Consider the following 13,909-nt stretch of genomic DNA (forward strand, 5'->3'; position numbering starts at 1 on the left):
TTTAACTCTGTTTTAACCTTTTGATTATTGAAGTAAAGGTTTTTACCATTTTCTCATAATCAATTGGTTTTTCCAAAAACTCATATACGCCAATATTTTCAAACTCATTAAACTTTTCAATATAAGCAGAAGTAACAAGAATGGCCTGTTTTGGATTACATTGTAATAGTTTCTTTGAGAGTTCTATCCCATTTAATCCTGGAATACTAATATCTGTAATTATCAAATCATAAAAGTTTCCATATATTTTTTCATAATTAATATATTTTTGTAGAGCCTCTATACCATTATCACAAGAGTCTATATCTGTGAAAAAGTTTTTAAGAAGTTTTATTAGCTGAGATTTTACTTCACTATTATCTTCAACAAGAAGAATTTTTATTGTATGACTATATTTTAATAACTCTTTTAAATCTTTATACATTATTTAACTCTCTTTATAGGGCAATTCAATTGAAAAAAGGGCACCATTTTGATAATTAGATACTTTTAAAGAGCCTTTACAATGTTCATTTATAATAATTTTACTCATATAAAGTCCCAATCCCGTGCCATCTTTTTTATTTTTTGTTGAGAAATAAGGGTCAAAAATCTTATCAATAATATTTTTATCAATTCCTCCCCCATTATCTAAAATAGAGATTACTACTTTATTTTTCTCTTTTAGGGTTGAAATAAATATTTTTCTATTCTTTCCTTTTCTCTCACATAAGGCATCTTCAGCATTTTTTAGGATATTTAAAATAACTTGTTGAAGTTCACTTGGATAACTATACAAGTAGATTTCATCTTCAATATTTTCATCTATTTTTATCTCATTTGATTCCATAGAGGTTTTGATTATGGAGATAGATTTTTCTATAATATCTTTAAGTTCAAACTCAACTTTCTCTTTGTCAGATTTAAAAAAGTTCCTAAAATCATCAATTGTTGAAGAGAGATATTGTGAGTAGTTTGTAATTAGTTTTAACTCTTTTTCAAAATATTTTCTATCTAGGTTATCATCTATAATCATTTTAAGAACTAGATTATTTGTTGTTGCAGCAATTGCAGAGAGAGGTTGTCTCCATTGATGGGCAATCATTGATATCATCTCTCCCATTTGAGCCAATCTGTTTTGTTGGATTAATTGTTGAGTATTTATCTCATTCTTTTTAATCTCTTCTTCAACTCTTTTTTCCAAATTCAGATTTAAATCTTCAAGTTTTTGTTCAAGTATTTTTCTGTTTGTTATATCTCTAATTACTGCATGTATCACTTTTTTATTTTCAATCTCAATTGCTGTTAATACAATCTCAGTCCAGATATTTTTATGGGTTCCATCTGTTAATACCCATTCAAAGTCAATTACTCCATCTTTTAGAGTCTTTTCAATATATACATGCACTAACTCTTTAGAGAAGTGATTATTAGGTTGTAATATAGGAGAAATATCTTCAAGAGTAGAGTTTATAATCTCATTTTTATTTAGTTTTAAAATTTTTAATATTGACTCATTACAATCAGTAAAAATGCCATTAGTTATTAGTATTACACCATCTGCAGATTTATAATAGAGTGTTTCAAAAAGCATTTTTTGTTTTGCTAATTCAATAGTCTTTTTTTCAATTACTTCATTAGCTTTTTTTAAATCCCTGTTTAATTTATCTAAAATATAGTGTCTATATGAGAATATTGTTATAAAGAGTGTCAAAGTTATTACAATTTCCCAAAAATAGGTGAAATCAAAAATTGTCTCAAAAGAGATTGTTGACCATTTGTCAATAGTATCCATATACTCTTTTTCGGTAATCATATTAAGAGATTTGTTTATTATATTTATTAGTTCCAAATCTCTTTTTGTAACGGACATATTTACACTATATAAAAGATTTGTATATCTTGAAATATAGAGATTTTTCATTGCAAACTTTGATATATAATATGAAGCAATAGGCAAAGGCTCAAGGGCAAAATAAGCTTCTCCTGAAGCAACCTTGTCTAGTGTGCTTCTATGATTTTTTGATTTTAGAATATTAATATTTGGATTAAGAGTTTGTAAAAGAGGAATCAAATCAGAATCATCTCTAACAGCAACAGTTTTATCTAAAATTGTATTTAAACTTGAAACAACAGGCTGATTTTTTTGAGTGATAATTGCAAGTTTAAAATTTAGGTATGAGTTTGTATTAAAAGAGAAACTATTTAACTCATTTTCATTTGTAACTGTTGAGATAATATCACATTTCCCACTTTTTAAAAAGTAGCTAGCTTCATTAAAAGAGGTGACATTTATATAATTAAATTTCATATTGGTAAAGTTTGATATTTTTTCTAAAATATCAATTACAATCCCTCTGTTTTTACCATCTTCAACAAACTCTATTGGAAGAAGATCTTCCCTTGTACATACATTAAAAACTCTTTTTTGAGATATATAACTTAGTTCATCAACATTTAAAAAATTTTTTAGAGTAAATCTCTCTATATCTCTTGTCCCAAACCATTTTCGTTTTAGTTCTAAAAGCTCTTTATCACTTACACTTTTTTGTGCTTTTTCTATAATATCTCTTAGTATTACTTTCTCTTTTGCAACTCCAACACGTATAAGACTTACCATTCTATTATCATCTATATAGTTTGTTGGTAAGATTCCTGAAATATTATTTTGGGTTATGATGTAATCTAAAACATTTTTTTTGCCTATGGTTGCATCTGCTTTTCCTAAAGAGAGGTATTTTAATGCCTCTAAACTATCTTTTACTAATATCTGTTTTATTTGCGGATAATATTTCTCTAATGCCTTTTGTGCAAAAAAACCCTTTGGCATTACAAGAACTTTATCTTTTAATTTTTCAAGGGTATTTAGCTCTTCATTGCCTTTTTTAACATAAATTGCATTTGCTGCTGTATGGTATATGGAAGTAAATGCAATAGATTTTTTTCTTTCTTTATTTTTTGAGATATTTATAATTGCATCTAGTTTATCTTCTTGGAGCATTTGCATAAACTCATCCCAAGATGGACCAGTTATATATTCTAGTTCTACTCCTAGTTTTTTTGCAAGAAGGTTCATATAATCTACAGAAAAACCTTTTGGAATGCCATCTTCATTAAAATTAAAAGGTGGCCAGTTCATCTCATTTTGAACTCTAATTGGTGAATTGTTTTTTAAAAACTCTTTCTCTTTTTCTGTTAAGTTAATAGTGTTTGAAGAGTAAAGAGTACCTATAAAGATAAGTAAGATAAAGATGATTTTTAAAATATTATTCATTATAAGTTGTCATAAAAGAAGTTTTCACTCCTTCTTTTGTTTGATTTTGTAACCATGACCATATATTGATTCAAAAAGATCAAAGTCTAGTTTAGTTTTTAGTCTTGACATTAGATTTCTAACTCTTTTACTATTTGAAGACATATCTCCAAAAACAGAGAGCTCAATTTCCTCATAACTTTTTAGTGTACATTTAGAGTTTGAAAATAGTTCAAAGAGTTTGATTTCAGATTTAGTTAATTTTTCTAATTTACCGTTTTTGTATAAAGCATTTTCTTCATTGTTCCAAATATAATCATCGTCAAGATAAAATAGTTTATCATCCTCTTGATGATCTTCTCTATCAATAAGTTTTAATAGGGAGTTTGATATTTGGTTTACATCATAGGGTTTTAAGATATAACCTATAATTCCCGCATCAATTGTTTTTATAAAGTAGTCAGTTGTACTGTGGGCTGAAAAGATTAGTATGGGAACTTTTTTGTCAATTTCTCTAATACTATTTATCATTGTAATACCGTCAATCTCAGGCATTTCAATATCTGTAATAATTAAGTCAAAGGATGGATTTTCCTTAAATAGTTCAAATCCCTCTTTTCCATTTTTCCCTATTGTTACACTGTTGAAAAAAAGATTCAACATCTTTAAAGTTTGTTCTCTAACATCGCTGTTATCTTCAATATAGAGTGCATTTAATTTTTTTGTAGTAGAAATAATTTTTTTTAATTTCTCTTCATCCATTAAATATTATCCCTTTTTTAACAATTTAATATAATGATAAATACTATTGATAGTTTATTATTTTATTTTATTATAGATTATAACAAAAACAAATAAATAATAATATTAATTGAGATGAATTATCCACTCTTGATTTAAGTCTTTGAGACTTAAATCAAGAAGCAGTTACTTTAAGTATCAGAGATAGTGTCTTTTATATCTCTATTTTTATATGCAAGGGCAATTGTTACAAAAACTGTTGCAGTTACATAATATACCCACATAGGGATTGGAACAGGATCTCCAGTTGCATAAGAGTGCATTCCAGATAGATAGAAGTTTACACCAAAATATGTCATTAAGATTGTACTAAATGCTAATAAAGATGCAACAGATAAAGTAAATGGTGTATTTAGAGATTTGATAAATCTAAGGTGTACAACAAGGGCATAAATTACAATTGAAACATAAGCCCATGTCTCTTTTGGATCCCATCCCCAATATCTACCCCAAGACTCATTTGCCCAAACTCCACCTAAGAAGTTTCCTATAGTAATAGCACTAAGTCCAATAATTAATGAGATTTCATTAATTGCTGTAATGTGTTTAATTGTCTCATTTAAGTGAGGTCTATTTTTTCTAAAAATAAACATAATAAGAGACATAAATCCTAAAATTGCACTAAGTCCAAAAAATCCATAAGAGGCAGTTAATACTGATACGTGAATTGTAAGCCAATATGATTTAAGTACTGGAACCAAGTTTGTAATTTGTGGATCAATACTTGTTAAGTGAGCTGTAAACATGAAAATACCTGCAACAATAACACCAGCACTTAATGCAAGTAGAGATTTTCTAAAGAATATTACCGCTGCAAAAACTGCTGACCATGAGATATATAACAGTGATTCATAAGTATCTGACCAAGGAGCATGTCCAGAGATTATCCATCTAAATCCCATACCAAATGTATGTAGTGCAAAAAGGATTGCTAAAATAATAAAGAATACAAATGTTGTTTTCTTTGGTTTAATTTTAGGGTTAAATACAACTATAAATGCAACAATTAAAATTATTAGTCCTAATATCATATATGCAATTGTAAGTTTAGGGAAAATACCTAGTTTATTAAATAGTATTTCATTTTCTATTTGAGATTTAGGAGGGATTACTTCTGAACCAACTTTCTCTTGGTATTGAATAATCATATCAATAAAACTATTTGATAAATCCCAGTTTTCATTAACTGTTGAGCTAATAAATCCTCTAATTAAAGATTCTATTGCCACTTGATTATCACCTTTAAAGGTATTTATAGCTTCTAAAGGGTTATACCATCTATTATTGTCATCAAGATTTTGTGAAGGAAACATATTAAAGAGATTTCCATTATACACAAGATATGAGATATTTAATTTCTCATCAAGTTTAATAATCTCTCGTTCAAAAGTTCCTCTCTCATTTGGTTTTGCCATTGAAGCATTTTGTGCTTCTTGTGCTAAGATATATCTTCCCTCTTTATCAAAAACTTCTGAAAAGGCAATATAGTTTCTTGATTCTTCAATCCCTAATACTTTTTTTAGTTTTGGAGTTTTGATTTTAATCATCTTAACATTTCTCCAAATCTCAGGTCTTGTTAACATTCCAAGAACTATTTGGTCTGCATTCATACCAAACATTGAACTTTTACCAGTTAGTTTATTTACAATCTCATAATCAAGCGTATTTAGTGGTTTCATTCTTCCACCATTACTTTGAACAACAATTTTAGAGAACTTTTCAGCAGTAGCTTTTGAAGTACTTTGATAGTTTTCTAAATAAGCTAACATATCATTTTTTGTTTTTTCAAAATCTAAACCATGAGTGTTAGTTGTAGTATTGGTTGTTTGCTCTTGTGCTTGTAAGCCTTGAGGAGAGCCTGCAAAAATAAAACATGCAGCTAAAAACGCAGCAGCTACATTTTTTGAACTTACATATTTAGTAAGTTTCCAGAATCTTGATTTCTTATCAAATAGGTTTAAAATAAGTCCTAAAGTTAGTAGAAAATATCCTAAATATGTAGGCCATTTTCCTGGGTCGTTGTTAACTGACAATACTGTTCCTTGTTCATCTTGGTCATATGAACTTTGGAAAAATAAGAAATTTCCTTCATGTAAAGTTCTATTCATAAAGATTCTATAGTCATACTCTTTGTTATCTTTCATAACAGTAACTTCAGATGCGTAAGAAGATGGAGCCATACTTCCTGGGTATCTATCTAGTTGAAAATCTCTTAGTTTAATAGAAAAAGGTAGTTCTAAAACTTTTGAACCATACTCTAAAGTTACAACTGTATCTCCAAAGTCTTCAACTTTTGGGAATCCTTCCATTCCTCTTTTACCTGGTAGTTTTACAGCTTTTGTTTGTCCATTAAGAACAACATCTACTGTTAGGATACTCATATCGTCTCTACCTTTTTTAGCATACATAAAATCTTTATATTTTACAACTAACTCTTTATTATTAAATTTTATTGTATGGCTAAAGTTATTGCTTCCAAGAGCAGTTAGTTCAAGAGGATACTCTTTGTAATAAGATCCATCTTCTTGTTTGATATTAATTTGAAGATAAGGTTCAAGAGAAATCATTCTATTCTCTGTTGCACCCTCTCTAATATGAATTATCCCTTCATAACCCATATATCTTGTAACACCTGCACCAATTAAAATAATTACAAATGAAAGGTGAAAAATAAATCTAGGTGGATGTTTCCACATTTTAAATTTTAGAATAATCCCTATTAAGTTTACAGTTGTTAAAACTAAGATTGTTTCATACCAAATGTTGTTATAGACTAGAACTCTTGCAGATGATGTACCAAAATCATTTTCAATGAATGTTGCTACTCCTGCACCTACAGCTAATATTGCCAATAAAACCAATGTGATTTTAAAGGAAAACAGTATATCTAAGACTTTCCTCACAATAATCCTTTTATTTTTTTAAATCCACTAAATTATACCTTTGTTGTATGCACTTTATGTGGAGAGAAAATTATTTAGTTAAAAAATTTTTTAATTATATCTCAAAAGATATTTTAAATCCTTGACTATAATCAGCAATTCAATAAATTCACAATATAATTGCGTATGGAATTAGAAGAATTAAAAAAGAAAAAAGACGAGTGTAGATATTGGAAAAATGTCAACCCTTGGTATGAACAACTACAAAAAGTTTTTGAGTTAAATAAGGGCAATCTTAAAATAGATTATAAGGATTGGTTTAGTGTAGGGAAGAGGGAAAATCTTACAGACCAAGAGTTTGCTCTAATAGAAGAAACAGCAAAAAAACTTATACCTTGGAGAAAAGGACCTTTTAATATCTTTGGTTTAGAAATAGATAGTGAATGGCAAAGTAATATAAAATATAATCTTATTAGACCATTTTTTAACCTAAAAGATAAAGTTGTTGCAGATATTGGTTGTAACAATGGATATTATATGTTTAGAATGCTTGAAGATAAACCAAAAAGATTGATTGGTTTTGATCCTTCACCTTTAACTCTGCATCAATTTGAGTTTATTAATCATTTTGTAAAATCAGATATTATATATGAGATGTTGGGTGTTGAGCATTTGGAGTTTTATAATCATAAATTTGATTTTATCTTTATGCTAGGAGTTTTGTATCATAGACCAGATCCTGTTGGTACACTTAAATCTTTGGCAAGAGGTTTAAATAGTAAAGGTGAGATTTTAATTGATACTTTTATGATTGATGGAGAGGAAGAGATATGTTTAACTCCAAATCAGAGATATTCTAAAATTCCAAATATCTATTTTATTCCAACAGTTTCAGCACTTAAAAACTGGCTAAGTAGAGCAGGTTTTGAAGAGATTGAGGTTTTGGCAATTACAACAACAACAACAGAAGAACAGAGAAAAACCACTTGGTCTTTTGATCAAAGTTTGGAAGATTTTTTAGATCCAAATGATAGTAGTAAAACAGTTGAGGGGTATCCAGCACCCAAAAGAGTATATATGAAAGCAAAGAAAATACAGTAGATTAGAAAAGTTCTATTGTATCTTCAGCTTTTAGATTTTTAAAGATGAAGAATTGACTTCTTCCTCTATTTTTTGCTTCATACAAAGCAATATCAGCATTTTTTATAGTTTTGTCAAAGGTGTCTTCACTATTAGAAGTCTCATAGATATCAACACCAATACAGATTGTTTTTTTCAAGATTTGTCCACTTTTATCAACTTGAACACCAACCTTACTAAAGTCTTCTATTATATTTTTACCTATTCTTGTTATATCTTCTTCATTGTTTGTGCTTAACATTGAGACTAAAAATTCATCACCACTTAGTCTTGCAACCATATCAAACTCACAAATATTTGTATGAATTACTTTAGCAAGTTCTACTAAAACTTGATCTCCAATATCATGGTCAAACTCATCAATTACAGCTTTAAAGTGGTCAACACCAATCATCATAAAATATATCTCTTTATACTCTTTTTTTGATAGGTTTATGTGTCTTGTTAGATTTTCTATTAAATAGTGTCTATTATAAACTTTGGTTACAGAGTCTAAAGAGATTGATTCAATAAAATTTTTCTTAATAATTCCACTTTGTAAAATTGGAGAAACCTGAAATAGTGCCGCTTCAATTGTATTATATTGGCTATTTATTATCTCATAATGCTCTTGTGATGAAGCAGAAAAAGAGACTATTGCATTTAAAGTTGTATGGGTATTTACAATAAAAAAGAAAGATAAAGAGTCATCTAAATAGAACTCATCTCCTTCTATAAAAATATTCTCTTTATTATTTCTTTCAATATCAAAAAGTGAGACTGTAACATTATCAATATCAAAATTAGAATGAAGCCAAAGATATATATCTTCAGCCATCTGTTTAATATTTGAAGAGTATTGAAGCTGATCATAAAGTTTATATATTTTTTCCAATGCTTCATATGCTTTTTTATTAGTTGCAGACTCTTTTATAAGTGTTAATATCGTGTTTTTCATAATATACCTTAAAACAATTCTACTGTATTGCTTTCATCTTTTTTAAATTTAACAAATTGACTTCTGCCCTTATTTTTCGCCTCATAAAGGGCAATATCAGAAGATCTGTATATCTCCTCAATACCTTCAGCATCATCTGGATAAATAGAGATTCCTGTGCAAATAGTTTTCATTAGAGTTTGATTAGAATCTTCATCAACAACAACTTTTACATCTTTGAAATTTTCAATTATTTTATTTGCAATTATTATAGCATTATTTTCGCTACTAATGTTGTGTAGAACTATTAAAAACTCGTCTGCATCAATTCTGGCAATGATATCTGATTTTCTAACTGACTTTTCTAAACTTTTAGCAAGCTCCTTTAAAACCCTATCTCCAATCTCATAATTGAACTCATCAATAACTGCCTTAAAATGATCTACACCAACTTTTAAAAAAGCTAGTTTTTTCTCTTCCCTTTTAGAAAGGGGAAGTACAGATTTTAGATACTCATTCACAAACTGTCTATTATAGAGTCCTGTTAAACTATCTTTTAAACTAGATTCGTTTAGTTTAAACTCCAAATATCTGTTGTACAGAGTCTGTGATATTACTTTGAAAGTCATTTTGATTAACTCTAAACTATCAAATATATCATTCTTTTCTCTTTCATAATAATATATTAAAATATTTAAATCTTTATCTTCATTTATATTAATACTAAACTCTTCAACCATTAACTCTTTTTTATCTAAAAAACTTTTGAAAAGAGTATGCCCTTCAAGTTTTATCTCAATTTTTGTAATTGAGAAATCGTTTTTTAAAAAAGTTGAGAGATGTGCTAATACATCATCTAATTTTTTAACTCTTATAAGATACTCATTTAGAGCAATAATAGCTTGAAAATTATAACTATTTATCATCTCTATTCCTATAAGTATTTTTTCCAGTTTACCAAAGAGCTACGCTCTTGGTTTAGGGTAGTTGAAGACCCATGCCCTGGATAAATTCTAATATTTTTATCCCAACTTAATATCTTATCAATACTCTTTTTCATATCATTTGGATTTGAAAAAGGAAAATCTGTTCTTCCTATTGAGTTATTAAAGATAAAATCCCCAGAAAATAGATTATCATCTATCTCTATTGCTGAACATCCTGGTGTATGACCAGGGAAAAAATGGAATTTTACCTTAATCCCATCAAAATCTAACTCTTCATCAGGTTTAACTAAATAATCTGCACTAGAAGGGGGCATACCTAAATCGTAAGGGTCTTTCTCTAACATAAAGTTATCATCTCTTGGAGTATATATTTTTATATTAAAAAGGTTACTAACCTCTTTATTTGACCAAACATGATCAAAATGTCCATGTGTATTTAGTATTGCAACTGGATTTTTTACATTGTTTTTAACCCAAGAAGTTGCACCAACACCTGGATCAATAATAAACTCTTTCCCATCTACATCTACGATGTAACAGTTAGTTTGATAGTCTCCCATTGGCTGAATTTTTATATCCATTTCCCCTCACTATATTTAATTTGTTAATAGTTATTATAGTATAGTATATATAATAGAAGCTGTAAGGTAGTTTATGAAAAAATATTATGTTTCATTAGAAAAAGTGATTTTAGCTGAAAAACCTTCCCAAAAAATCGAACTTTTCAATGAGTTTTATAGAGATTTTAAAAATAATAATTTTGAGTTTGAAAAAAATTATTTACCATATAAAATGGAAGAACCCTCATATATTTCCTCTTTAAAAGTTGTTCCTCCCAAAAATCTTATAGAGAGAAAATATGTAAATACAAAAGAGGGCAAAATAAATCTTTTGCATACAATTGCTCATATTGAGTACTCAGCAATTGATTTAGCATTAGATGCTGCTTTAAGATTTCAAGATATGCCAAAAGAGTATTATGAAAATTGGTTAGAAGTGGCAGAAGATGAAATTAGACACTTTTTAATGATAGAGACTCTTTTAAAAGAGTTAGGCTCTTTTTATGGAGAATTAGAAGTTCATACTAATCTTTTTGAAGCAATGAAAAAGACTCCTGATGCTCTTTCAAGAATGGCGGTAATTCCAAGATATCTTGAGGCAAATGGATTAGAACAAAATCCAAAAATTATGGAAAAACTAATCTCAAATCCAGATGAGTTTAACAAAAAAATCTTAGGAGCTTTAGATGTGATTTTAGAGGAAGAGATTACCCATGTCTACAAAGGAGACAAATGGTTTAAATATCTTTGTAAAAATTTAGAGCTTGAACCACAAAAAACCTATTTTGAAATATTAGAAAAGGTTTTTCCTGGAAGTACTAAAAGAAAATATGAACTAAATTTTAATGCAAGAAAAAAGGCTGGTTTTTCTTGTGATGAACTGAAGTTTCTATCTAAAAAAGAGGATTGTAACTAACTTTTATTTCCCTAAAATAAACCACTTTATATTTGTTTCTATACAAGGGATTACACTTGTATAGACAACTTGTAACTAAGGTGTAATTTTCCTCTTTTATACTTTCGTCAGAAAAAGTTGTATAGACAAGTAAAGGCTTAATCTGGTGAAAACAATCTCAAAACCATTGTATGTAAAACTCTATAATGAGATTTTACAAAATATAAAGAGTAAAAAATATAGCTGCTGTGACAAATTACCTTCTGAAAATATTTTTGCCAAAGAGTTTGGCGTAAATAGACATACCGTTAGACAGGCACTCTCTTTATTAAAAGATGAAGGTTTTATTTATACTGTTAAAGGAAAAGGAAATTATATTTCAAATATTCAAATTCCTTACACGATTTCAGATAAAAGTTCATTTTCACAAAAAATTATGGATTTGGGATATGAGCCAAAAACAAAATTGCTTAGTGCTGATATTATTAAACCTTCTGAATATATTGCAAAGCAACTAGGTTTGAATTGCAAAGTTAATGTTATTGAATTAAAACTTCTAAGATATGTTAATGATTTGCCAATTGCAGTATCTTTCTCTTATTTTGATGCCTTTTACTACAGAGAGATTATTGATAATCTTAATATGGAACCCTTCTCTTTATACAACATTTTAAATAAATGTTATCCAGATATGGAAATTACAAAAATATCTACAGTTTTTGAAGCTCAAAATCCAACAAATGAGATAAGTGATTATCTAATGATGCCAACAAATACCCCTGTAATAGTTGCATCAACTTTGTCTAAAAATCAATATGGAGAGTTTGTTGAGTATGGAAGTTCTTATTCAAGAGCTGATGCAGTGAAAATAAAAGTAGATTTAGTTTAGGAGAGATAAGTGATAAAAATGAAAAACCTAACCTTAGGTTACAAAAAAGAGAAGATTCTAAAAGATGTGGATTTAAGAGTCAAAAAAGGTGAGTTTATTGGAATTATAGGTCCAAGTGGAGCAGGGAAGTCAACACTTTTGATGTCAATTACTGGTGGAATAAAAGTATTTGATGGAAAGTTTGAGGTTTTGGATTTTGATTTGGAAAATATTAAAAAGAAAAATCTAATCAAATTAAGAGAGCAAATTGGTGTTATTTTTCAAGGGTACAACTTGGTTGATAGATTAAGTGTACTTGATAATGTGGTTAGTGGAATGTTAAAAGATATTCCTCTTTCAAGGGCAATCATTAAACTTTATAAAGACAAGGAGCTAGAAAAAGCAAAAGAGTATATGGACATTGTTGATATTACAAAACACTCTTTAAAGAGATGTGATGAACTTTCGGGAGGTCAAAGGCAGCGTGTTGCTATCGCGCGTGCTTTGGCCGCTGAACCGAAGATAATCTTAGCTGATGAGCCAGTGTCGGCTTTAGATCCTAAGAGTGCAAAGAAGGTGATGGGAATATTGAAAAAGGTAAATGAAGTGTATGGTGTAACAGTAGTTGCAAACCTTCATCATTTGGAGTATGCCAAAGAGTATTGTAGCAGAATTATTGGTGTAAATAGTGGTACTGTAATCTTTGACGACAACAGTGAAAAACTAACAGATGAGTTAGTTGAAAAAATCTATGCTGCTAAGTAGTAGCATCAAATTTAATTAAGGAAACAAAATGAAAATAGTTAAGAAACTAGTTGTAGGTGCTTTAGCATTAACTTTAGGTGTAACTTCAATGTTAGGACAAGAAAAATGGCCAGAAAAAATAGTTTTTGGTGTAATCCCTGTTGCTGGTTCAACTTCTATGAAAGAGAACTTTGGACCATTGGCAGATTATTTAGAAAAGTCTTTAGGTATTAAAGTTGAGCTTAAATTAGCAGGTGATTATACAGGTATTATTACTGGTATGCAACATAAACATATAGATGTTGCTTATTTTGGACCAAAATCATATGTTGAGGCTGCAAAAAGAGCAGATGCTGAAGCGCTTGTTGTTGAAGTTGATGGTGAGTCTGGACTTCCTGGATATAATGGAATTATCATCACAAAAAAAGGAAGTGGTCTTAAAACTTTAGAAGATATCAAAGGTAAAACTTGGGCATTTACATCTTCTCAATCAACTTCAGGTACGCTAGTTCCAACTGTTATGTTTTCTAAAAAAGGTATAAACCCAACTGAATACTTCTCAAAAGTTCTTTACTCTGGTGGTCATGAAGCTTCTATTTTAGCAGTAAAAGCTGGAAAAGTTGATGCAGCTTCAACAAATAACTTAGATTTTAACAGAGGTTTAGGAAAAAATTGGGAAAAAGAAGACTTTAATGTACTTTGGACTTCTGATTTAATTCCTGGTGCTCCAATGGCAGCAAGAAAAGATTTACCAACTTCTTTAAAAATGGCTCTAAAAGGTGCATTTATCTCTTATGATGATCCAGAAGGATTAAAAAGACTTAAAAACAGAGGATTTATCAAAGGTGATGACTCAGTTTATAATCCAGTTAGAGATTTAATGAAATTAAAAGAAGAGTTAAAAAATAAACAATAATTTAAAAG

At 28.8% G+C, this 13,909-nt stretch carries 12 protein-coding genes; 5 read left to right on the plus strand and 7 right to left on the minus strand.

Features of this window, described 5'->3' with window-relative positions:
- Window position 1 precedes the first annotated feature (1 nt).
- The 4 genes from AEBR_RS07195 to ccsA all read right to left on the minus strand — a co-directional run bounded on the left by AEBR_RS07195 (window position 2) and on the right by ccsA (window position 6,936).
- Window positions 2–424 (minus strand): response regulator, encoded by a 423-nt coding sequence (locus AEBR_RS07195; protein WP_129087781.1) that lies wholly within the window; start codon window positions 422–424, stop codon window positions 2–4.
- A 3-nt stretch (window positions 425–427) separates the two neighbouring features.
- Window positions 428–3,253 (minus strand): transporter substrate-binding domain-containing protein, encoded by a 2,826-nt coding sequence (locus AEBR_RS07200; protein WP_129087780.1) that lies wholly within the window; start codon window positions 3,251–3,253, stop codon window positions 428–430.
- A 24-nt stretch (window positions 3,254–3,277) separates the two neighbouring features.
- A complete protein-coding gene (locus tag AEBR_RS07205) occupies window positions 3,278–3,994 on the minus strand; it encodes a response regulator transcription factor (RefSeq protein WP_129087779.1) in 717 nt (238 codons plus the stop codon).
- Between the two features lie 170 nt (window positions 3,995–4,164).
- Window positions 4,165–6,936 carry a cytochrome c biogenesis protein CcsA gene (gene ccsA, locus AEBR_RS07210; protein WP_129087778.1) on the minus strand — a complete coding sequence of 924 codons (2,772 nt, stop codon included), beginning with the start codon at window positions 6,934–6,936 and terminating at the stop codon, window positions 4,165–4,167.
- Window positions 6,937–7,101: 165 nt separating this feature from the next.
- Between ccsA and cmoB the strand changes: the two genes are divergently transcribed.
- Window positions 7,102–8,016 carry a tRNA 5-methoxyuridine(34)/uridine 5-oxyacetic acid(34) synthase CmoB gene (gene cmoB / locus AEBR_RS07215; RefSeq protein ID WP_129087777.1) on the plus strand — a complete coding sequence of 305 codons (915 nt, stop codon included), beginning with the start codon at window positions 7,102–7,104 and terminating at the stop codon, window positions 8,014–8,016.
- Between the two features lies 1 nt (window position 8,017).
- On the opposite strand, the gene AEBR_RS07220 is transcribed toward cmoB, so the two are convergent.
- The 3 genes from AEBR_RS07220 to AEBR_RS07230 are packed head-to-tail and all read right to left on the minus strand — an operon-like array spanning window position 8,018 to window position 10,499.
- Window positions 8,018–8,992 (minus strand): GGDEF domain-containing protein, encoded by a 975-nt coding sequence (locus AEBR_RS07220; protein WP_129087776.1) that lies wholly within the window; start codon window positions 8,990–8,992, stop codon window positions 8,018–8,020.
- Between the two features lie 8 nt (window positions 8,993–9,000).
- On the minus strand, window positions 9,001–9,897 hold the full coding sequence (locus tag AEBR_RS07225) for a GGDEF domain-containing protein (RefSeq protein WP_129087775.1): 897 nt from the start codon (window positions 9,895–9,897) through the stop codon (window positions 9,001–9,003).
- 8 nt (window positions 9,898–9,905) lie between these two features.
- Window positions 9,906–10,499, minus strand: coding sequence for an MBL fold metallo-hydrolase (locus AEBR_RS07230; RefSeq protein ID WP_129087774.1), 594 nt, complete (start codon window positions 10,497–10,499; stop codon window positions 9,906–9,908).
- 73 nt (window positions 10,500–10,572) lie between these two features.
- Between AEBR_RS07230 and AEBR_RS07235 the strand changes: the two genes are divergently transcribed.
- The 4 genes from AEBR_RS07235 to phnD all read left to right on the plus strand — a co-directional run bounded on the left by AEBR_RS07235 (window position 10,573) and on the right by phnD (window position 13,901).
- The gene (locus AEBR_RS07235) at window positions 10,573–11,394 is read left to right on the plus strand and encodes a ferritin-like domain-containing protein (protein ID WP_129087773.1); all 822 of its coding nucleotides are present in this window, start codon (window positions 10,573–10,575) and stop codon (window positions 11,392–11,394) included.
- Window positions 11,395–11,539: 145 nt separating this feature from the next.
- The gene (locus AEBR_RS07240; RefSeq protein WP_129087772.1) at window positions 11,540–12,262 is read left to right on the plus strand and encodes a GntR family transcriptional regulator; all 723 of its coding nucleotides are present in this window, start codon (window positions 11,540–11,542) and stop codon (window positions 12,260–12,262) included.
- 18 nt (window positions 12,263–12,280) lie between these two features.
- A complete protein-coding gene (phnC, locus tag AEBR_RS07245) occupies window positions 12,281–13,006 on the plus strand; it encodes a phosphonate ABC transporter ATP-binding protein (RefSeq protein WP_228711952.1) in 726 nt (241 codons plus the stop codon).
- A gap of 28 nt (window positions 13,007–13,034) precedes the next feature.
- On the plus strand, window positions 13,035–13,901 hold the full coding sequence (gene phnD, locus AEBR_RS07250) for a phosphonate ABC transporter substrate-binding protein (protein ID WP_129087771.1): 867 nt from the start codon (window positions 13,035–13,037) through the stop codon (window positions 13,899–13,901).
- The last annotated feature ends 8 nt before the right edge of the window (window positions 13,902–13,909 follow it).

This window comes from Halarcobacter ebronensis (assembly GCF_013201825.1).
Taxonomy (GTDB): domain Bacteria; phylum Campylobacterota; class Campylobacteria; order Campylobacterales; family Arcobacteraceae; genus Halarcobacter; species Halarcobacter ebronensis.

Bases quoted from the DNA above. Each gene is read 5' to 3' on its own strand.
- AEBR_RS07200 (WP_129087780.1), bottom strand. From the start codon at position 3,253: ATGAATAATATTTTAAAAATCATCTTTATCTTACTTATCTTTATAGGT.
- phnC (WP_228711952.1), top strand. From the start codon at position 12,281: ATGAAAAACCTAACCTTAGGTTACAAAAAAGAGAAGATTCTAAAAGAT.
- cmoB (WP_129087777.1), top strand. From the start codon at position 7,102: ATGGAATTAGAAGAATTAAAAAAGAAAAAAGACGAGTGTAGATATTGG.
- AEBR_RS07195 (WP_129087781.1), bottom strand. From the start codon at position 424: ATGTATAAAGATTTAAAAGAGTTATTAAAATATAGTCATACAATAAAA.
- AEBR_RS07230 (WP_129087774.1), bottom strand. From the start codon at position 10,499: ATGGATATAAAAATTCAGCCAATGGGAGACTATCAAACTAACTGTTAC.
- AEBR_RS07220 (WP_129087776.1), bottom strand. From the start codon at position 8,992: ATGAAAAACACGATATTAACACTTATAAAAGAGTCTGCAACTAATAAA.
- AEBR_RS07205 (WP_129087779.1), bottom strand. From the start codon at position 3,994: ATGGATGAAGAGAAATTAAAAAAAATTATTTCTACTACAAAAAAATTA.
- AEBR_RS07235 (WP_129087773.1), top strand. From the start codon at position 10,573: ATGAAAAAATATTATGTTTCATTAGAAAAAGTGATTTTAGCTGAAAAA.
- phnD (WP_129087771.1), top strand. From the start codon at position 13,035: ATGAAAATAGTTAAGAAACTAGTTGTAGGTGCTTTAGCATTAACTTTA.
- AEBR_RS07225 (WP_129087775.1), bottom strand. From the start codon at position 9,897: ATGATAAATAGTTATAATTTTCAAGCTATTATTGCTCTAAATGAGTAT.